Source organism: Methylophaga sp. UBA3613 (assembly GCF_002375415.1).
Classification (GTDB): Bacteria; Pseudomonadota; Gammaproteobacteria; order Nitrosococcales; family Methylophagaceae; genus Methylophaga.
Map to the genome: position 1 here is coordinate 27,772 of NZ_DFLS01000011.1, position 19,333 is coordinate 47,104.

The 19,333-nt window shown below is 42.0% G+C and carries 18 protein-coding genes; 9 read left to right on the forward strand and 9 right to left on the reverse strand.

The window, feature by feature from the left end; all coding sequences use genetic code 11:
- From B3S93_RS15640 to B3S93_RS13475, 7 genes are all read left to right on the forward strand, one after another.
- The gene (locus tag B3S93_RS15640) at nucleotides 1-462 is read left to right on the forward strand and encodes a very short patch repair endonuclease (protein WP_366928625.1); all 462 of its coding nucleotides are present in this window, start codon (nucleotides 1-3) and stop codon (nucleotides 460-462) included.
- Nucleotides 463-1,288: 826 nt separating this feature from the next.
- Nucleotides 1,289-2,761: a DUF5677 domain-containing protein gene (locus B3S93_RS13450; RefSeq protein WP_292398667.1), complete on the forward strand. Its 1,473-nt coding sequence runs from the start codon at nucleotides 1,289-1,291 to the stop codon at nucleotides 2,759-2,761.
- A gap of 105 nt (nucleotides 2,762-2,866) precedes the next feature.
- The gene (locus tag B3S93_RS13455) at nucleotides 2,867-3,754 is read left to right on the forward strand and encodes a DUF2971 domain-containing protein (protein WP_292398670.1); all 888 of its coding nucleotides are present in this window, start codon (nucleotides 2,867-2,869) and stop codon (nucleotides 3,752-3,754) included.
- Between the two features lie 126 nt (nucleotides 3,755-3,880).
- Entirely contained in the window at nucleotides 3,881-4,747 is an 867-nt protein-coding gene (locus B3S93_RS13460) for a hypothetical protein (RefSeq protein ID WP_292398672.1), read from the forward strand.
- Between the two features lie 84 nt (nucleotides 4,748-4,831).
- Nucleotides 4,832-5,416 (forward strand): hypothetical protein, encoded by a 585-nt coding sequence (locus B3S93_RS13465; RefSeq protein WP_292398675.1) that lies wholly within the window; start codon nucleotides 4,832-4,834, stop codon nucleotides 5,414-5,416.
- A 103-nt stretch (nucleotides 5,417-5,519) separates the two neighbouring features.
- Nucleotides 5,520-6,026, forward strand: a complete 507-nt coding sequence (locus B3S93_RS13470) for a hypothetical protein (protein WP_292398678.1) — start codon at nucleotides 5,520-5,522, stop codon at nucleotides 6,024-6,026.
- Between the two features lie 232 nt (nucleotides 6,027-6,258).
- Complete coding sequence (locus B3S93_RS13475; protein ID WP_292398681.1) at nucleotides 6,259-7,062, forward strand: HNH endonuclease; 804 nt, start codon at nucleotides 6,259-6,261, stop codon at nucleotides 7,060-7,062.
- Nucleotides 7,063-7,179: 117 nt separating this feature from the next.
- Here B3S93_RS13475 and B3S93_RS13480 read toward each other — a convergent pair whose 3' ends face one another.
- The 8 genes from B3S93_RS13480 to B3S93_RS13515 all read right to left on the reverse strand — a co-directional run bounded on the left by B3S93_RS13480 (nucleotide 7,180) and on the right by B3S93_RS13515 (nucleotide 17,664).
- Nucleotides 7,180-9,396: a xanthine dehydrogenase family protein molybdopterin-binding subunit gene (locus B3S93_RS13480; RefSeq protein ID WP_292398684.1), complete on the reverse strand. Its 2,217-nt coding sequence runs from the start codon at nucleotides 9,394-9,396 to the stop codon at nucleotides 7,180-7,182.
- Between the two features lie 25 nt (nucleotides 9,397-9,421).
- Nucleotides 9,422-10,408, reverse strand: a complete 987-nt coding sequence (locus B3S93_RS13485) for an FAD binding domain-containing protein (protein WP_292398687.1) — start codon at nucleotides 10,406-10,408, stop codon at nucleotides 9,422-9,424.
- Nucleotides 10,409-10,417: 9 nt separating this feature from the next.
- Nucleotides 10,418-11,044, reverse strand: a complete 627-nt coding sequence (locus tag B3S93_RS13490) for a (2Fe-2S)-binding protein (protein ID WP_292398689.1) — start codon at nucleotides 11,042-11,044, stop codon at nucleotides 10,418-10,420.
- Nucleotides 11,045-11,434: 390 nt separating this feature from the next.
- The gene (locus B3S93_RS13495; RefSeq protein WP_292398692.1) at nucleotides 11,435-11,953 is read right to left on the reverse strand and encodes a hypothetical protein; all 519 of its coding nucleotides are present in this window, start codon (nucleotides 11,951-11,953) and stop codon (nucleotides 11,435-11,437) included.
- Nucleotides 11,954-12,003: 50 nt separating this feature from the next.
- Complete coding sequence (locus B3S93_RS13500; protein WP_292398695.1) at nucleotides 12,004-14,082, reverse strand: TniQ family protein; 2,079 nt, start codon at nucleotides 14,080-14,082, stop codon at nucleotides 12,004-12,006.
- On the reverse strand, nucleotides 14,083-15,060 hold the full coding sequence (locus B3S93_RS13505; protein WP_292398698.1) for a TniB family NTP-binding protein: 978 nt from the start codon (nucleotides 15,058-15,060) through the stop codon (nucleotides 14,083-14,085).
- Nucleotides 15,053-16,972 (reverse strand): integrase catalytic domain-containing protein, encoded by a 1,920-nt coding sequence (locus B3S93_RS13510; protein ID WP_292398701.1) that lies wholly within the window; start codon nucleotides 16,970-16,972, stop codon nucleotides 15,053-15,055. The genes B3S93_RS13505 and B3S93_RS13510 overlap by 8 nt, the downstream gene beginning before the upstream one ends.
- The gene (locus B3S93_RS13515) at nucleotides 16,969-17,664 is read right to left on the reverse strand and encodes a TnsA endonuclease N-terminal domain-containing protein (RefSeq protein ID WP_292398704.1); all 696 of its coding nucleotides are present in this window, start codon (nucleotides 17,662-17,664) and stop codon (nucleotides 16,969-16,971) included. The genes B3S93_RS13510 and B3S93_RS13515 overlap by 4 nt, the downstream gene beginning before the upstream one ends.
- Before the next feature lie 111 nt (nucleotides 17,665-17,775).
- On the opposite strand from B3S93_RS13515, the gene B3S93_RS13520 reads away from it, so the two are divergent.
- On the forward strand, nucleotides 17,776-18,486 hold the full coding sequence (locus B3S93_RS13520; RefSeq protein WP_292398706.1) for a restriction endonuclease subunit S: 711 nt from the start codon (nucleotides 17,776-17,778) through the stop codon (nucleotides 18,484-18,486).
- Nucleotides 18,487-18,633: 147 nt separating this feature from the next.
- Nucleotides 18,634-19,083, forward strand: a complete 450-nt coding sequence (locus tag B3S93_RS13525; protein WP_292398708.1) for an NIF family HAD-type phosphatase — start codon at nucleotides 18,634-18,636, stop codon at nucleotides 19,081-19,083.
- A 64-nt stretch (nucleotides 19,084-19,147) separates the two neighbouring features.
- Here the strand turns inward: B3S93_RS13525 and csrA are convergent, their stop codons facing one another.
- Nucleotides 19,148-19,303 (reverse strand): carbon storage regulator CsrA, encoded by a 156-nt coding sequence (csrA, locus tag B3S93_RS13530; protein WP_292749073.1) that lies wholly within the window; start codon nucleotides 19,301-19,303, stop codon nucleotides 19,148-19,150.
- Between the last annotated feature and the right edge of the window lie 30 nt (nucleotides 19,304-19,333).

A 19,333-nucleotide genomic window follows, 5' to 3' on the forward strand; every position in this document is an offset into this window, starting at 1 on the left:
GTGGCAGATGTCTTTGATATAAAAACTCGTTCCAAAAACATGTCTCGCATTAGAGCTAAAGACACAAAACCCGAGTTAATAATTCGAAGGTTGGTACACAAACGTGGATTTAGATACAGGATTCATCGGAAAGATCTCCCGGGAAAACCTGATATTGTTCTCCCCAAACACAACTTGGTTATATTTGTTAATGGCTGTTTTTGGCATGGTCATAAGTGCCATTTATTTCACTGGCCAAAGTCTAAAAGTGACTTTTGGGAGGAGAAAATAAGAATCAATATTCAGCGTGACTTGAAAAATATAAAAATACTCAGAAACATGGGTTGGAGGGTCATGATTATCTGGGAATGTTCGATTAAGGGTAAATACAGACAAGAAATAGATTTATTAACACATAGAATATCATCATGGATTATTACAAATGAAGAATTTTGTGAGTTTGTTGGTCATGATTTAAGTTGATTGAATCGCTACTAATTATTTAGACACAACAGAAGGATGTTGCTTACCATTGAAAACTATGAAATATTTAATCCAGTAAAGATACGAGACAATGGAGCGCTGACTGTAAATTACGCACTACCATAAAATCTGCAATGGATTTAAAGAATGGAAATTAGGTTATGGAAGCTGCCTCATCCTTGATACTGACAAATCAAACTTATCATACTTGCCCGATTAATTACGAATTATCGGGCTATGCGCCTTTTTTTAAATTTAACGTCCTTAGCTTCCATGAAAACGTTAATATATTCAAATGTTTAAATGGTTGACATTCTTGTGCCCGAATTTACAGGCCGCACGATATAATTATTATAAGGCCAATGGCCTGATTAACATGCTTTTACATGTCCAAAAAGTAGGGAAGAATTTCTGATTCTTAGAGTTTAAAAGTAGGCAAAAGTGGCTCTGATTAGGTGGCATCTATCATCCACCGACTAGGCATGACGTCCTAGATCGCCATTGTGCTGCGCGGCGTTGCCGTTCCTCACTTGTACTTTGGTTCTACACTCGAGGATTATTCATGACAATTGAATTGACCATCAGAATACACCCTGAGTTAGTAATGATGGCTTTGAAAATCGCCATCCTCTTGCTGATTTAGGTAGTGGGTTGAGGGGGTGAGACACCGCCCCCTATATTTTACCCTGCCAAACATATAACAAGTTTATCAAACATCGTTGAGGCCACAAAAAAAACGTGACCTCCACTGGACGCGCAAAAAGCCGCGAGCCGTTTATAAAACCTCTAGCTTTCCGAGTCGCACTTCAACATGAGTTGAAATTGAATGCCAAAAAGTCAAAACAAGAGAAAGAAGTCACGTAGTGGTAAAAATAGGACTCATCTTCAAGATCACAAAAAAGTTGGGAAACAGTTACAGTCGGGTTTTGCTGTAGTGGCTGATAAGGTTACTTTTTCGTCTTGGTCTAATGAGAGACTTCCCGAAATGATTTGGGCTGCCATCATCCGAGTGATTGATGACCAAGATTACGCTATTGAGGAATTCCGAAGAATACTTTCATTCATCGGTGAGCATGATGAAAAAGATCAGTTTTCAGATATTTCTTTAACTGGAATTTCAAAACTCCCTGAAGCGTTAAGAGAGCAATTCATAGGGTTTATCTTAGAAAATAAAACCACCGCATCAGCGCTAGTAGTTTTAAGTCTATTTGATAACTTACCTGCTAAGGAAACATGGGTTAATTTATTACCTAAAGATGAACCCGATATATCTATTTTGATGGATGCTGTGGGTTTCAATCTGCCGCATCAGTCTCAAGAAGCTACGGACTGTCGCTGGCTAAAATTGATGGCGCAGGTAATTTCGGGGAAATTTCATGTGCCACGAGTAATGGCAGAGGAATGGTTTGGCTATCCGTATGAAGGTGATGTAAGAAAAATACGACCATCCATTCGAGCCTCCGAAATGGCTGAAAATCCACTTATAGAGAAAGACTTGACGTGGCCAAACGCTTTCTGGGACGAAGCGTGGAGAAACTCGCCTTGTTTAGCCCTTATGGAAGAAAAAGAACCAACAATTGCAGAAGCACCTTTTGTCTCTCGGGCTGATGTAACGTCGCTCCTTAATGAAATCGAGTCACACTGGTCTCAGACACACACTACAACCGCTATTGACGCGAGGCACGATGCTGTATTTGGTCTAGCACTTTATGTAGTAAAAGTCCTCGACGAAATGCTAGGTATAGGTATTGGAACCGGTATTCTGGGAAGGCTTGGTCTCAGAACAATCCTAGAAGCTCATATTTCACTGAGGTATTTGTTGCATAAAGATGATCCTGAATTATGGAAGAAATGGCGTGCTTATGGGGCGGGGCAAGCGAAATTAAATGCCTTGCGATTTGATGAGTTAATGGACCCACCCAAGCACATTAACCAGATCACCATTGAGGCGATAGCTGGCGAAGACCACTGGGAAGAGTTTTTAAACATCGAGCTAGGAAGCTGGAGCGGCTTGGATCTCAGGAAAATTAGCGAAAAAACAGGCGTAAAAGATGCTTACGATGCGCACTATTCATGGACTTCTGGGTACTCACATGGAACATGGGGACCGGTTCGAGAATCCTGCTTCGAAACATGCGGAAACCCACTTCACAGACTCCATCGGTATCCGAAGCAACAAAGACTGCCCGACACAATTTCAGATGCTTGCCTGTTGGTTAATTCTATATTGGATGACCTCGATAAATCTTATCCAGGATTTTCTCACAGAATTCCTGATGCAGGTGTTGGAAATGAATAAAAAGCTAACAAGTCAAAGCACGCGGACGTCGCTCCGCTCCGCCGGTGTTTGAGGCGTTATGCGTCTTGATAACTAATATAGTAACTTTCTGAGCTCGGAATTAGAATGGATTTTCCAAAAAAAGAGTTATTAAAATTCTGCTGGCCCTCTGATTACTCCATCTCAAACCTTGAGAATGGCGCGATTTTCTGTCAGCACTACTCTGCTTACAATGATCCTTTTGAATTCTGGAGCAATATCTATGATGGAATTCCTGATGCCGGAAAGGAACCTGAGAGATTTGCTGCCGCATTAGCAGCGTGGGGTATGTCGGGAACCTCCCCTGATGATGAGGACCTGATTGCATATTTTGATGAATGTCAGAACTACCAACCACCGTTCAAAGAAATGAGAGATGAGGTCCGTATCGCGTGTTTTGGATCTCAACGTGAAAATCTTCTTATGTGGTCACATTACGCGGATGGTCTTCGCGGATTTTGCATCGTTTTCGACGAGGATGCTGTAGTAAAGTCAGAGCCACAAGCGTATCTACTCGATGTGGAATACATTAACGTGCCTCCTACCCTGGATAGCTTTGTGTATGCTATTGCGCACGATCAAGAGTGGTATCATCAGGTAGCTATTGAGGAAACCGAAACCCGCATTAAGTATTTAGGTAAGACGAATGAAAAAGGGTGGATTACTACTTACGAAAAGGCTGGCGCAGCAGCGGTCGCAAAAATGCGAGAGATTTGGCAGTACGTCTTTGCAGTTAAACCTTCTGAATGGAGCTATGAGCACGAGAGACGATTACTGGTGCCCACGCGGTGTTGTGATAAAGAACCGATAATGCGGTCATTTTCCACCGATGCTATAAAGGAAATTATTTTGGGAGAGCGAATGAGCGACGATTTTCGAGAAAAGTTACTCTCTGTGCTCGATAAAAGTTACCCAGGGGTTCCTATCCGAACGGCTCATAGAGCGCAAAATCTTTACACAATTAATATTTGCTAATAAAAATGCGTATAACAATGCCAAACAGCATAGCCCCTGCGGGGCTGGACCTTGCTACGCTCGGCCACTGTTGGCAGCGATTAGGATACTGACATTCGACGGTGTGGTTTTTAAGTAAGGAATTTTATGACGGTTGTGGTCTCTTGGACGAGAAAAACAAATTCAGGTCGTGAATTATGGGTAATGTCAGATAGCAGACTTAGTGGTGGTAAGTGCTGGGACTATGGGCCTAAGGTATTCGGAATAGGTCGAACTGATGCAGTAATGGCTTTTGCTGGTGATACTGCATGGAGTTATCCTTTAATTGCACAAGTTATTTCTTATGTTGAGTCTTTTGTTAATTTGCGAGAGCGAGTAATAGATTTTATTGATGCTCGGGACAAAATAATACGTATGTTAAACGACTCACTTAGCTTTGTTTCTGATGCCGCAGACCCCTCGTTGGAAGTACCTGATTGCGTGTTTATCTTTGCTGGTTACTCTGCTCGCAAACAAAACTTTATTATAAACAGGATTGTTTTCCATGCGATGCGTAAAAGGTTCGAAATAAGATCTGCAAAAAAGGTCAATGGTGAGTTATTGGCAGTAATAGGTGATAAAGGCCCGGTTAGCGAAGTAACTCGTCGCATATTTGAAAGCGAAAAAAAACACACAGGAAGTGAATTCAAGCTCGATATGGCTCCTTCTGAAGCTTTCTTCGATGTCCTTTCATCAAAAAAATTTAGGGAAATTGGTGGGGCACCACAGTTAACAAAGCTTTATCAGAGTATGAATCAAAGGCACTTTGGTGTTTATTGGCCCCCTGAACTGCCATTTGAGGAACAAAAAATTTACCTTCGCGGTCGAGAGCTGGGCAAGTTTGAAGTCTTGGATCATCCATGGGTTTTCGACCCGTCCGCAGGTAAACTTTACTGGCATGACTTTTCACCGGACGAAATGCGAGCTAAGACAAGTTCCGAAAATAAAGTAAAACAATGCCTGCTTGTAAAATAGCCTAACAATCGCAGGCGCAGGGACAAAGTTTTCGCTGCGCTTCAACGTTGCCCGTGCTGCGGGCGTTATGTATAAAGAGTTAGCATGGATAGCATAGATATATTTAGAAAACTAACTTCCGCCGACCCAAAGCCTCTAATCGGACTGCCTGACTCATTTGGTATCTACGCACTGTGGGATCATGAAGGTAAAATTCGTTATATTGGTTGCACCCCGAAAGCCACAGAAGGTTTCCGAGTTAGGGTTGAAAACAAACACGTCACTGGCAGTGAAGGTCGTAGCCACAAATTCTCACAGGCTTATTGCACAGGGAGAATGTGGCGATACTGCAAAAAATTAGATCCTGAGTCTGCACTACGTGCTCAAAACTCAGATGACGCAAAGCTCGCCAAGAAACTCCGAACACTTTTCATCAGAAAATACTGTGGCATTACGTTTATGGAAATTCCAAATAATGGAAGCCAAAACTATTTTAGCTACCTGACATCTCTGGAATCTGAGGTTCAAAATCTGGCCCCAACAAGCATGACGGAGTGGGAAGGTATAGGCTTTAGTCCATTTGCAGAGCCTTCAGAACTCGTAGATCAGCTAATAGCAGAACATCCTAGTTTAGGACCTGCAGCTGCTAGACAGGGTCAGATATTTAATAGTTGTGTAGCAAATGCATAACAAGGCAAAGCAGCGTAACACTAGCAAAAAACGCTTGTGCTGGACCTCACTATCGTTCGGCCGCTGTTTGCGGTGTTAGCCATCAGAATGGAGATACGGAATTTTGCCCAGACAAAGTCATGTTCTTTATAAGTCATTATGGGAACTTCCGACATATTATCGTCATTGTGAGGTATCTAAAAACGAGCTTACTGAAGAGCTTCGACAGCTTGAAGACGAGATGGATAGAGAGTTAAGCGGTTTAAATAAATTTGAGCAGGCTGCTTTTTTCAGCAATGTAAATAATCTCTGGATTGAAACGGCAGAGCCACTTCCAATGCTTCAATGGTATTCGCAATTGATTGTGGTTTATGGGTACTTTGAGAAAGTCCTGAACGAATTCTGCGCTGAGTTACATGATTCGGATAAGATAAAACTTACTTTGAAGGATTTTCATGGTCAGGGGATAGAAAGAGCAAGAAACTATCTTGTTAACATTGCTTGTTTAGCAAAAACTTTTAACACCCGAGAGTGGCTGCATATTAAGCTGCTTGGTGTACTAAGTAATTCGGTGGCACACAGGGATGGTTTTATTGATTATGAACCTGATTCACCGAGGTCCACATATTGAAAGCTAGAGAAAATTGAAGGTGTTGAGTTACGCCAAGAGGTCATGAATCAAGAGGATGCCAGATTTTCTTTAATGAAACGGTTGTCATTGAATCCCTGAGAATTTTCGATAGCTTTGTTCATAGCCTTATTTACGAAATGTAAAATGGCTAACAAGCGCAAGCACGCAAGGACAAAATTTTCGCTGGCGCTCTAAGTTAGACGTTAGCCCTTACAATTCTTAGAGTGTGCACATGGAATTAAGTAAACCACAGGATTTATTTTCTCTTGTATATGGAGCCACAGTTTCAAAGAGAAATCTATTTGACTTAATCCAGTACTCCAAGGTTGAGTCCTCGCCATATTGGTCGGGCCCTGAGTTGGTAATCGGCAACACACCTCAACAAGGTATAAACTGGATTGGGAGTTTGCCTTCCGTAAAAGCCGTAATTATAAAAACCCGTCCTGGATCATATGAAGAGGATGGCTGGTCTAACGATGAAAAATCGGCATTTCACTATTCATTTAAAGCAAGGAATGGGATGGTGAATTTTCAGGAAAAGGCCAACGATGTTTTAATCAAGCAACCTCAGCATCTTTATCCTATTCTTCTGTTCACGGAGTCAAAGGATGGGTGGCATTACGAAGGTGATTTCTCTGTTTCAGAGATTGAAGAGAAATACGTTGTTCTTATTCGAAAAGACCAACCGCTTGAGGAAGGTACCCATGATCAGAACGAAGTGTTATATCAAGAGGGCGAGAGGCGTTACGTAACCCACTTGATGGCAGAAAGAAGCAAGACAGTAGTTGCTGTGGCAAAAAACGCTAGTTCATGGATTTGCGAAATATGTTCAATGAATTTTTATGATAAATATGGAGTTAAGTATATTGAGGCACACCACAAGACTCCAATTTCTACTTACTCAGCGAAATACGTCATCAAACCACAAGATTTAGCACTCCTTTGCCCTAACTGCCATAAGGCAGTTCATATACATATGAAGAGTAGTTGCCTTGGATATGATGAGATTGTCAAAATTCTGTCCCCAAATGGCTAACAATCGCATGTTGTCGGACTGATTTCCGCTGCGCTCCAAACCCGCCGTAAATACGGGCGTTATGCCTCAAAATCACAATCTAAGGGATCCATGAGATATCGCAGATTTAAAATCTAATTAAGCCACGATATCCATAAGCTTATCGAGAGTAATGGGCAATTCTCGAATGCGTTTGCCGGTTGCATGAAAGACAGCATTGGCTATCGCAGCCGCTATTCCAGTAATGCCAATCTCACCCAATCCACGAGCACCAAACTCGTTGAAATTGTAGTCTGGATAATCGAGTAAAATAACGTCGATCTCCGGTTGGTCAGCATGAACGGGCACCAGATATTCGGCGAAATTATTATTTACCGGACGACCATCCCGAGGGTCATATTCGGTCTGCTCAAAAAGTGCCATACCGATTCCCATGACGATTGAACCTTCGATTTGATTGCGTGAGGTCAATTTATTCATCGCCCGGCCGGCATCAATAGCACTGACTACCCGGCTGACACGCAGACGTGAGATGCCCGGATCCCAACGGACTTCAACAAAATGCGCACCGAAAGACCGAAAGGAAAATTTATCTGTGTGCGCTCCATTGGTATGGGCTTCACCTTCAGCACTGGCGAGCCGACGGGCTTTAAGTACTTCCATGAAGTGAACAGTTTTGCCCTTTTTATCACTAAGTTGTCCGTGTTCGTAAATAAGATCCTCAGTCTTGGCCTTCGGAAAACTGCCACCTGACAAAATGGCGTATTTTTTAAGTGTTTCAATTGCTTTGCGTCCAGCCTTAGCAATCGCAGGCAGAGTGGTGGCCGTGGCCCAGGATCCACCTGAGATGGGTCCCGATGGGTAGGAGGAGTCGCCCAACTGGACTTCAATCTTGTCTAACGGTAAGCCCGTTAAATCACTCAGCACTTGAGCAACAATAGTATAAGTGCCGGTGCCGATATCTTGAGTCCCACAGGAGGCGAAGACGGTGCCATCCTCACGAAAGGCGACACGGGCATCACATCCATATTGGATTGCCTCCCAATTACAACTGTCCATGCCCCAGCCAATAATTTCATTTCCATCATGCATCGAACCTACCTTCGCATTACGTTTAGCCCAGCCAAACTGTTCGGCGGCCTGAGCGTACGCGTCGCGAATGTGGTTGCTCGACCAGGGCAGATCCTGACTTTCATCCTGATTTGCATAATTAAGAAGTCGGAATTCAAGTGGATCCATGCCAAGTGTATTTGCCATCTCATCCATCGCGGATTCAAGTGCAAATAAACCGGACGCGGCGCCAGGTGCTCTCATAGAAGTAGGCGTGCCGCGATTGACATAGGTAATACCATGGGTAACGCTTAGGTTTTGACAGGAGTACAGGGCTTTGGTCATACCACCACACAATTCAACGTAACTTCCCGTCTTATTGATGACCGATGTGGTGGATATAGAATCATGACGTACCGACACAAGTTTTCCATCCTCATTGGTGGCTAGGCGAAGCCGTTGCCGGGTTTCAGGCCGATGCCCCGTTGTTGTAAACATCTCCTGTCGTGGTACCACAAGTTTTACGGATTGACCAACCGCTCTGGCTGCCCCGGCTGCAGCAATGGCATTAGGCCAGGGCCACAGTTTGCCGCCAAATCCAGAGCCAAGAAATGGTGTCAGTACTGTGACTTGATCGGGGGAGAGTCCAAAGACTTTGGCGTAGACATTACGTGCATTCACCACGCCTTGTGTCGTGTCATACATGGTGAGGTGATCACCCTGCCAAGCCGCCACGGTCGCGTGCATCTCCATCGGATTATGTGTTTCAACCGGTGTTCTATAGGTAGCATCAATAGTGTGTTTGGCTGTCTGATAGGCTTGCTCAGGATTGCCACGGCTATGCTGCGTTTTTTCCTGCATTTGCAAATCACCGTGTTCAAGCCCTTGTTCCAAATTGGCGATGGCCGAATAAGCTTGATAATCGACCCTGACCTTATAAGCGGCAGCACGCGCATTTTCAAAGGTGTCTGCTACTACCAACGCCACAAATTGGCCGGCATAGTAAATATGATTATCCTCAAAAGGCAGGCGTATTTCTTCGACTTTGTTCTCTTGTTCCATCATGCTCGGTGTGTGATACAAATCCGGGAAGTTGTCGTGATGAAAGATATCGATCACACCGAGTGATTGTTTGGCTAAGCTTGTGTCGATGTTAATTATTTTTCCGTGGGCAATAGTACTGAACACCCCATAGGCGTGAGCCATGCCAGTAAGATTATTGTCCGAAGAGTATCTAGCCTGACCCGTTAACTTAGCAGGGCCATCAATACGCGGCTTAGCTGCGCCGATTATCATTTCGCTCATGGTGAGAATACCTCTAAACTCTGCATTAATTTGCGGTGAGATTGAGCAACGTGCGAACTATCGCTTGCTGTGCTAAAGGAATTTTGAAAGCGTTATGTTTATAGGCTTTAGCCTCTTGCATCGCGATGCGCGCGGCTTTCTCAAAGTTCTCAATATTAGCTGGTTGACCTTGCAGCATTTTTTCAGCTTCCCATGCCCGCCATGGCTTGGTGCCAACGCCTCCCAGGGCGAGTCGAACCTCTTGGATTGTATTACCGTTGAGCGCTACTATGGCGGCACTGGAAGCCAAAGCAAATTGATATGACGAACGGTCGCGTAATTTCAGGTAGGTTGATCTAGCGCCTTCGATAGGTGCATCGAGGGTTATATGAGTAATCAGTTCATCCTCTTTAAGGGCAAACTCTTTCCAGGGAGTCTCACCTGGCAGCAGATGAAAGTCGAGAAAGTTGATGTCGCGATCACCTGAAGGTCCGGTTACCGTGACGCTCGCCCCAATGGCTGCCATCGCCACACACATGTCAGAAGGGTGACTGGCGATACACTGATCGCTTGTGCCCAACACAGCGTGAACAGAACGGTTGAAGCCATCAATCGCTGAACAACCTGAACCGGGATCACGCTTGTTGCACATCGAGGTATTATCACGAAAATAAGGACACCGTACCCGCTGCATAACATTGCCGCCGGTGGTTGCTTTATTCCGTAATTGGGTGGAAGCTCCAGACAGCAGTGCTTCGGAAAGCACGGTGTATTTATCTTTGATACAAGCATGATTGGCTAAAATTGAGTTAGTGACCATCGCTCCAATTTTGAGTCGTTGGTCTTCAAGTACTTCAATCTGGTTTAGATTTAAACGGTTCACGTCGATGATGAGCTCAGGACGTATCAGGTCAAGCTTGACCATATCCAGTAAATTCGTGCCACCAGCCAGAAACGAGGCATGTTGGTTTTCAGAGAAAGTTGCTACTGCCTGATCGATACTTTCTGCACGGCTATAACTAAAATGACGCATGGATTTCTCCTAAGCCTGTTTCATCTCTTTGCGGGCTGACTGAATGGCGCTGAGGATATTTTTGTAAGCACCGCAACGACAGATATTGCCACTCATTGCTTCCCTAACTGCGGCATCATCTTCAGCAATATCAGCATCATTAATGACGCTTAGTGCCATCATCATTTGACCCGATGTGCAATAACCACATTGATAAGCGTCGTGTTCGAGAAATGCTTGTTGTAGAGGATGTAATTTTCCGTTTTGCTCGAGCCCTTCAATGGTGGTGATTTCATCACCATCATGGGCAATGGCCAGGCTCAGACATGAATTAATCGGCTGGCCATTCACGTGGATGGTGCATGCCCCGCACTGACCATGGTCACAGCCTTTTTTAGTGCCGGTCAGATCTAGCTGATGACGTAGGACATCTAGCAATATCATGTTAGGTGTCACATTTAGGTTACAAGGGGTTCTGTTAATAGTGAACTGTATAGAATATTGACCATCCGGGATGTTCGCTGCAGAGTGGGGAGGGTCTAACGATGCTGTTTGCTGAGTATCTGTAGCGCTGCTGGCAGAGTTTTGGCTGACTTTATGATGTGCCTTGTCGCCGTGCAGATTGCTATGTGGAATAGTGCCGTGTTTATCTGCCATTGATTACCTCACAGATGGGCTGTTTTGTAACAGCTTTCAAGATTAATGCCTGACGTAACACGTACGAAAGCGCTGAGAGCTTCAGGCAAACACAATATTCAGAGGTGATACTTGACTCTACTCTAACTACTATGGCGATGCAACCGTACTAAATTAGATAACCTATAATTGTGTAATAGCTTCATTTTAAAACGGATTTCTACTTGCTTAATATCAATACTGAGCGTGTGTGTTGCTAGCGAAGCGTATAGGAATTACGGAATCACCAAAGTCCTAGCATAACCAACATACAAATAGACCGCTTTAATCAGTATCAATATATAACTTGACACGTCTGATTATTTGCAGTGACGTAAGATCTAAAAATTATTGGTAAGGTTAGCTTTGTTACTAATAACCAGAAATTAAAGAAATATATAGATCTCGTAAATACTGCACATCAGCCGCAGCACGATGACGCATGCCGATATCCTTTCTAACACGTTTTTGAGTAATCAACATCGTTGATTTGCTAGGCATACCCTCAACACCAAAGTGATTTTCGAGCAAGCTATGGAAGTCTCCAAACTGGAAAGGTAAAGACTTAGAAATGGGGTCACAATCGAATAGCTTTTGACACCACATCGAATCAAATGAAGCGTCTGATGTATAAACTTTTGAATCATTAAGAGCCTGAGTCATTTTTTCAATTACCATACCGGCTGGAAAGCCTTCATTAATGAGTTTTTCACGGCTGATTAGATGAATAGACTTTTCAGCGTATTCGTCCCAGTCCGTCCAGCTTGGCTCTGGCTTAATGAGAAAGCTCACAATCTTACCTGTTGTGTCTGACCAAGCGACTTCAATGGGATGGCTCTTATAACTCAAGCTGGATGCTTCAAAGTCTAAAAAAATTGGTAATTGGCTCATGGTCAATATTTCACACTCAAATTCTTAGGAAATGTAAGAGAAATTGACCATTACAAAAGCTTTATAACGTCATTTCTATCCCAAAAATTAATACTTGTTGTCCAGCCTTTGAGTTGCATGGCAGGAGCGATTAATCCCTGTTTCTGCATATTATTCATTTTGCTCGCCGAGTTAAAATAAAGCGCATTCGCTTCAGCACTGGTTATATATTCCTGGTGAATTTTTTCAATCTCTTGAAACTCACTTTTTTTGATGACCTTCGCAATAAAAATATCTTCGATGCTACATAGTTTGGTTTGGACAAATTTCATTACAAAGACATTTTTTTTTATATTGAGTTTTTTCAGCACTTCCTCGAGTTTGATGTAGTAACGTTTGTCGAGCAAATACTTCAACCTGTCGTACGACTCTTTTGTGACTAGAGCTTTATGGCCAAGCCCCTGATGTTTTTTTAAGATGCGTTTTCCGAGTAATTTCCTCAAAAGGTAAGTATCGATTTTTAGCTCTGCTTTAATTTTATTGAGGGTAACGGCATCGCTATTGCGATTATCTGTCAGTTTAGGACGGCCAGTACGCATGGGTAAATGACTAACGGTGGCTCTTTCGACGGCGTTTAAATCAAGTTTACGGATGTCCTCTCTACGAAAGAGGTAAATTTTGCTCCCATCAACAGAAGGCCCTGCTAATGCTTTTATTCCATATGCGATTACTTTCAAGCAAAAAGCGGTGGGTCTTAAACTCGCATTATTGGCAAGCTCGGGGCCAATAATATATTTTTTATCAAAATCAATCATATCCTGTCTTCGAATAAGGATTTTATTAGTGTTTCCCATCGCTTTAGTTGAGGGAAGAAATTCTGTATCAAGAAGATTACTAATATGATGTTTTGAATGTTTAAACGTGTCAGCCGCTTCCTGAATGGACATAAAATCTTCGGTGTATTGAGAAAGTTCAGCGGACATTTTTACCGAGCTGAGTCTCAGACCTGTTAAGCCTTGTTCAACATCAAACGATGTTATGACATTTCTTCCATTGAGTAGGTCTGATACAAGATTTGACAGCGGCAGATGATAATTGGGATTTTTTACCACTTCATTGATACAAAGACTTTTGTGGCTTGGCTCTTTTTTTATGAACGATAGCTGCTGCAATAACGTGTAGACATCAGCAAGCTTAATCATTTTTTTACCCGTCGGCGAAGTCCTGTGATGAGCAAGAATATTCTTTTCAAAAAACTGTGAAAGCTGACCCGTTGATATATTGAGTATGCCGGCTGTCTCTGTAGCAGAGAGATTAATCCGTGGAAGTGAAAGTGAATTCAAAATAGGCATGGGAAGGGCCTGGCCCAATAATTTTTCACCGAGTTGCTTAGTCTTTTGGTTGAGACAGGCCAAGAGAGGGAAGAGCTTTATCCGGTTAGGTAATTTACTTTGATTTATACGATTTAAAATCTCATCTAAAAAGGGGTCTTCATCACTTAACGCTTTGATGCTCAGTGTGACCAATTTCGTGTGAGTGACTTTTTTCCCGATCACTCGGTAAATTTGCTCAAGACAGAAGTATATTGATTCAACTTCTGTAATTTTTTGCTGAGCACCACTTTTAAGCCACGCCGTGAGTTTGATCTGACTGGCTATTTCCTCATCGGAGAGGTTAATGTGACGCATAGCGCCATCGCAGTCACATCCTAATGGCGTTGTCTCATTCCAGGAAAAGGGCTTTTGGCAATGAAGACATTGCGAAGCTAATCTTGTTTTGTGCTGGGTACAAGCCGTGACTAGACCATAATCCCAAAGGTAGGGTGAATATCCGGTTTCTTCCACGCATTGAGAACATACATATCGTTCAGCAATCCGTAAAAGGGATCTATCGATATGAACTTTACGAAAACGAATGGTCGGTTTCTCATGGCGAGTTGGCCTATAAACAAAATCAGTCTCAATGTTTCCATAAACGGCACTATTTAACAGGCAGTCTTGGCTCGAAACAGCACTGAATAAAGACGTTTTTGTTGTTTGTGAAAGCAGAAAGTCTTTAGTGCTAAGAAAACCGTTAGCTTTTGCGGCTCGATGCAAAAGACCATAGGCGGATTCATCACGATAAGGTATACAGGTGGCGAGTAATTTCATTTATTTACTCCCCAGATGTCGAATAAATTTCTTAACGTCCTTATCGCTGAGCTCAAAAGGACTTATTGAGTTTTGATATCGAACCGGTAAAGTCAGTCCCGTTTTATGAAAGCCCTCACCGATATTTTCAAACGTAAGCGATGTCTGCTCAGCTTTAAATGCTTTTCTAGACGCTTCAATCATCAATGTAGAGATATTTTCCAGATTACCGTCGGTTGTTAAATAAAGCCGTGCGAGCTCGGATTGACTTGGGGTAAAGACCGATGAAAATTCCAGAATTTCTTCAATATCTGAAAGTAATTTTCGGATATACATTTCAAATTCTGAATCCGGGTTATCAAGATCAAATCGCATGTAATGCAGTCTCATTCGCATTTTAAAACGTGTTTTGAGCTCTGGGTCCGCATCTACGATAGCTTCAGAATTTTCAGTTCCGGCCAAAAAAATGGCTGCTTTGGTCTCGTTAACCAAGCTTTTGAGCCACTTCATCACTTTAGTAAGGCCTGTCCCTGTGACAATGTCGTGAATTTCATCCAGAAGAACTATGTTGGTTTCACACGTTGTAAAAAGCTCTTTTAACTGTCTTAGCATTTGATGTTCAGTAGCACGATTTGGGACTTCTTGATCAAATTCTTCTAATATGCGACCAGTGACAGATTTTGGTGTCGACATATTGGCGATACTTACATAGATGCAGGGAATAATTTTTTTATGAAGATTATTTTTGGTTACAACTTTGGAAGGTAAATTGGTTTTAACAAAGTTACATAACGTTGTTTTACCAACGCCAGTAGGACCTGAGATCACTCCGCAAATGGGCTTATAAGTAATGGGTATTTTCCCCATATTCATAGACCGCTGCGTTTTAACTGACGTGTAAGCAGTTTTAATTGTCTCCAGTGCATCTGCCAAAGAAGAATGCTTTATATTCAGTTCGCGGATTTGATTTACCTTGAAATCAATTTCACTATTATTCATCGCCTTCTCCCCATGTCATATTTTCAAAGCTGCCAGTAATATCGTTGCTTGGTTTTTTAGCAGCAGTGGGGATAAGTGCTGGAGCAGGCGTTACATCAATAGTTTGTTGGGCAGCCGATTTACGTTTTTTGAGGTTTTCGCTGTGCCTTTGTTTACGTAGTGAAGCATTGTCTTTGATCCGTTTACGAAGTTTTCTGTTAGCACGAGATTTTTCTTCAGCTCCCAGCTCCTTCAGTCTTTGTTCCTGCTCTTCTTTCTTCAGTTTGATTGCTTCACGCTCACGCATATAATCGTACATCGTGAGATCCTTGGTACGTTCCGGCTCTGTCGAAACAGCTTTAATTAATGGTGCCTTCGGATCCAGAGGATTTTCGACATAAACATGACTGAGATTACTGTTATCGATATACACATGGACATTAGTTGTTCGCTTGAGAAGCTTTAAAGTCTGTTCAATCCCACTCAGATCATGAGATTTGTAGGTGAGATGGTGAAACCGCACGGTGCCTTTATTGATGGAAAGATGTTTAACATCTCGAAGCTGCGTATTGATTTCTTGAGGTGTTACTTCATTGACAAACCCTTTGATATCATCGATCCAGTCTTGCCAGGCCAGCAGAGGGGCTTGTTCTAATTGTGTGTGAATAGTTTGATGATAATCGTCTACAACCGATCTAAAGATCTGATTCAGATCGTCTAAAGTGTAAATGGCTTCATTCGCTGAGTCATAATCACCCCGCTGTTCTGGATTTGAAAATGTGGTGCCATCGAGGGTATGAAAACATCTTAAGTTAAATGTACGAAACACACTCTCAACAAACGGTTTAGAATTTGGCTCTTGTATACGACAGGGCTTTAAATCACAGCCAACCGACAGGACGGCAGAACGAAACGCTTTAGTTTTATAGTCACTGCCATTATCTACAATCACACTGCTAATACGCCCACCAGGCAGACCATTATCTTGTCTGAGGGCGTCTTTGAAAGTTACTAACAGCGTATCAAAACAAAATGCCCTGAGTGATAAATGAAAAGAGAGTACAGTCCGGGTGGCGCGGTCAATAAAAAGGGTTAAAAACGGACGTCCCAGCACTTCACCTGTCTCTTCATCAACAATCATACAATCAACAACATGGCCATCGGCTTCAACAAATTCAAGCGGAAAACCGGTTTCATGTTTAATTCCAGCGGCCCGAAGCATGCCTTTAGCCTTTTTTGGCCCATGACGTGAGATAAGCCGATATGAAATGTCATAGGCCATAGCTCTTCGTCTGAATGAGGCATAACTGGCTCTTTTAAAACTGGCGGGAGCATGTTGAAATTCTTCCGAGTCCATCATTTCGTCGCGAAAAATCTGGTATGTTTCTTTTAGGGTTTCTCCGTTTCGCTTAAAATAGTTTTCCTTTAAAACTTTAGAAATGATTTTCTCTTGTTGTTTAGAGAACTGATGCTTCCGATTGCCTTTGGCTTTGTGGTTTGGGGCAAGGGCATTCACATTGTAACCAGCCTCGGTATAACGCTTATAGGTACGAGCAAAATTTGAAGCTGACATGACTTTTACATTGTATTTTTGACCATATTTATCTAACAGTGGTTTGATCTTGGTTTGTGAGCATGGCGTGTCAGTATGGCTCTCTACAAAACGAATTAACTTAAATACACTATTGCGCTTGGCAATATCTCTTTTGCTGAGACCTACATAAGAGTCCTGATAATCTTTATTCTCATGAATAAAGTCTTTTGATTCCATCATTTCCAAAAAAGCTTCGAATTTGACTTTATGCTCGCGGCCACCCGCGACAGAAGTAAATCTGACCAATCTGCCGGACACATAACCAACGGTAAATTTATCCCCTTGAAAAGTGAATTCATGACCTATTGCCGGCAGGTTGCTGATTGAGGCAAAATTCATACATCACCTCCAACCAAGCTTACATAAGCATTTTTTAAGGAATGTGGGGCTAAATTGCTGGTCAGTAACCCCCGAGAAATAAGTTGAATAATGACAACTGACTCAAAACCTAGCGACTCTACAAAACGACGGACCTCTGAAAGCCTTGCCGTTTTAATGTTATGTTTCTGTAACGCTTGATAACACGCCTGAATCGTCTTTGGATTGACGGTTTTGCCCCGCATCAGGTGATAGAGAAAACTTTGAGTTTTTAAAACGCTTTTGTGAATGTCATTTTCTGTAAAAATTTCAAAGTCCACCCCATGTTGGGCACAGTAGTGAGTTACCTCTTCAAACTTTTCTTTATATTTTGATGATTCTGCTTCAGATTGTCGTTTTGCTTCTCTGATTTTATAAAGCCCCGATTCACATTTGACAATAAAATCAGGAGTGTATGAAAAGTCGTCGAATTTCAGCTTAAAAGGTTGTGGTCTGTAGCTTTGAACGTTTTTTTCAAACTCCATGCTCATGCAAAGTTGTTTTTCTAAATCAGATTCACAGGCAATGTTGGCCTGATTTTTAATACTGTGCATGAACCACACGTTTTTACACATTTCACCATGAGTAAATTTACGAACCCCTTGATAAATGCCAAATTTTCGGCGGCGTGCATATGCTTCTTCAATTAACTGCTTTAATTCATTTTTCACCATGTATATCTCCACTAGAGACGTATCATGTTAACTGGAATTGACTATTTTGTCAATCCCTGTAAGCTCTATATAGAATCCAGCATAAACTAAATTAGATATGGATAAACCGTTATGAATGAAAAAAATTTAGAAGAATTAGGTGAAATCACGTCAGGACGAGGGTTTAAGGAGGGGGTAAAAGTTGAGAAGGATGGGATATCTGTGGTGTCAATGGCGGACGTTGGCAATGAAGTTGATAAGATCCATTGGGAAAATGTCAAAAAAGCCAATATTCCATTACGCACACATAAATTACTTCAAAATAATGACATTTTGTTTTTAGCAAAGGGTAAGCAAAATAAAGCAATAGCAATTGATGGATTAAAAGATAAAGCGGTCGCCACACATCAGTTTTTTGTAATACATCCCAAGAAAGAAATCGATAGTCATTTTGTGGCAAAGGGGTTAAATGGAGAATATGCACAGAATTATTTTGTTCAAAACGCCAGAGGCGAAACGAAAAGGCATATTACGAAAACCGATCTGGGTAATTTAAAAGTATTTGTCCCCCCTGTTGAACAGCAGCGGATGTTGGTTCAAATCATGGACGGTTTAGAAGACAGGATGAGACATATACAATTTTGTCGATCTCAACTCCTGAAGGCCTTCGATTTAGTTTTTGAAGGAAAACTAGACGGATCTGAGCAAATTCTTACTCAACTGATGAGTGTCGATAATAATGAATTCATAATTCAAACGGAGCAACTTTATGCATTGCTCAAGCTTATGAAACTTGAATCGGCCGATAAAGCTGAAAATAAACGAAACTCAAATCGTATCTGAGAATTAAGTACATGCATCTATCTGGGAAAATAATGAATTATGGAAGATCTAAATTAATCTGGCTTTGGCAATGCTTAAGCATCGAAACATGGGGGCTTGCAAGAGATAATATTTGTTGAACATTTGCATAAAATATAGTGAAAATTAATGGCTGACTTGATACTAGCATTAGATCTAGAGGGAGTCCTCATCACAAACGCAGTGAGTCAATTCCCTCGACCTGGTCTAATGCGATTTATAGAGGAGTGCGAAGCTCTCTTTGGCAGAGAAAATATATGTATTTTCACTACTGTAGATGAAACTCGTTTCAGAGAGGTTGCTACCAGGTTAGTGCAAGATAATTTTGCACCGCAATGGTTTTCCTCAATTCGTTACATTGAGTGGGTTGGTGAGCATAAAGATTTACGATTTGTCGATGATGACATCAGCAAAGTCATTATTGTCGATGACTACCCGCCATATATAAAATCAAGTCAGAAGCATCGGCTTATTAAAATCAATCAATATCTTGATCCATATACTCATGAAGCACCAGATTTGTCTGATACCGAGTTTGAACGGGTACTCGAACTCCTCAAGCAGAAAATTATGTCGTAAATTTTAAATTAAAGTGATGAATGACTGCTAATATCACTGCCTGTCCCAGAATAATGACGCGATATCAACTTCCAGTTTCATCTGATTTTATTTTTAGATAAATTTCCTCACGGTGGATAGAAACATCATCCGGCGCCTCAATGCCAATACGCACCTGATTGCCTTTCACGTCAAGTACGATGATGTTTATATCATCACCGATAACAAGCGATTCACCCACACGACGAGGAGCCTGTCCTGATTTCTGTGT

Excerpts from the sequence above, each read along its gene's own strand:
- B3S93_RS13450 (WP_292398667.1), top strand. The coding sequence starts at position 1,289 with ATGCCAAAAAGTCAAAACAAGAGAAAGAAGTCACGTAGTGGTAAAAAT.
- B3S93_RS13455 (WP_292398670.1), top strand. The coding sequence starts at position 2,867 with ATGGATTTTCCAAAAAAAGAGTTATTAAAATTCTGCTGGCCCTCTGAT.
- B3S93_RS13460 (WP_292398672.1), top strand. The coding sequence starts at position 3,881 with ATGACGGTTGTGGTCTCTTGGACGAGAAAAACAAATTCAGGTCGTGAA.
- B3S93_RS13465 (WP_292398675.1), top strand. The coding sequence starts at position 4,832 with ATGGATAGCATAGATATATTTAGAAAACTAACTTCCGCCGACCCAAAG.
- B3S93_RS13475 (WP_292398681.1), top strand. The coding sequence starts at position 6,259 with ATGGAATTAAGTAAACCACAGGATTTATTTTCTCTTGTATATGGAGCC.
- B3S93_RS13480 (WP_292398684.1), bottom strand. The coding sequence starts at position 9,396 with ATGAGCGAAATGATAATCGGCGCAGCTAAGCCGCGTATTGATGGCCCT.
- B3S93_RS13485 (WP_292398687.1), bottom strand. The coding sequence starts at position 10,408 with ATGCGTCATTTTAGTTATAGCCGTGCAGAAAGTATCGATCAGGCAGTA.
- B3S93_RS13490 (WP_292398689.1), bottom strand. The coding sequence starts at position 11,044 with ATGGCAGATAAACACGGCACTATTCCACATAGCAATCTGCACGGCGAC.
- B3S93_RS13495 (WP_292398692.1), bottom strand. The coding sequence starts at position 11,953 with ATGAGCCAATTACCAATTTTTTTAGACTTTGAAGCATCCAGCTTGAGT.
- B3S93_RS13500 (WP_292398695.1), bottom strand. The coding sequence starts at position 14,082 with ATGAAATTACTCGCCACCTGTATACCTTATCGTGATGAATCCGCCTAT.
- B3S93_RS13505 (WP_292398698.1), bottom strand. The coding sequence starts at position 15,060 with ATGAATAATAGTGAAATTGATTTCAAGGTAAATCAAATCCGCGAACTG.
- B3S93_RS13510 (WP_292398701.1), bottom strand. The coding sequence starts at position 16,972 with ATGAATTTTGCCTCAATCAGCAACCTGCCGGCAATAGGTCATGAATTC.
- B3S93_RS13515 (WP_292398704.1), bottom strand. The coding sequence starts at position 17,664 with ATGGTGAAAAATGAATTAAAGCAGTTAATTGAAGAAGCATATGCACGC.
- B3S93_RS13520 (WP_292398706.1), top strand. The coding sequence starts at position 17,776 with ATGAATGAAAAAAATTTAGAAGAATTAGGTGAAATCACGTCAGGACGA.
- B3S93_RS13525 (WP_292398708.1), top strand. The coding sequence starts at position 18,634 with ATGGCTGACTTGATACTAGCATTAGATCTAGAGGGAGTCCTCATCACA.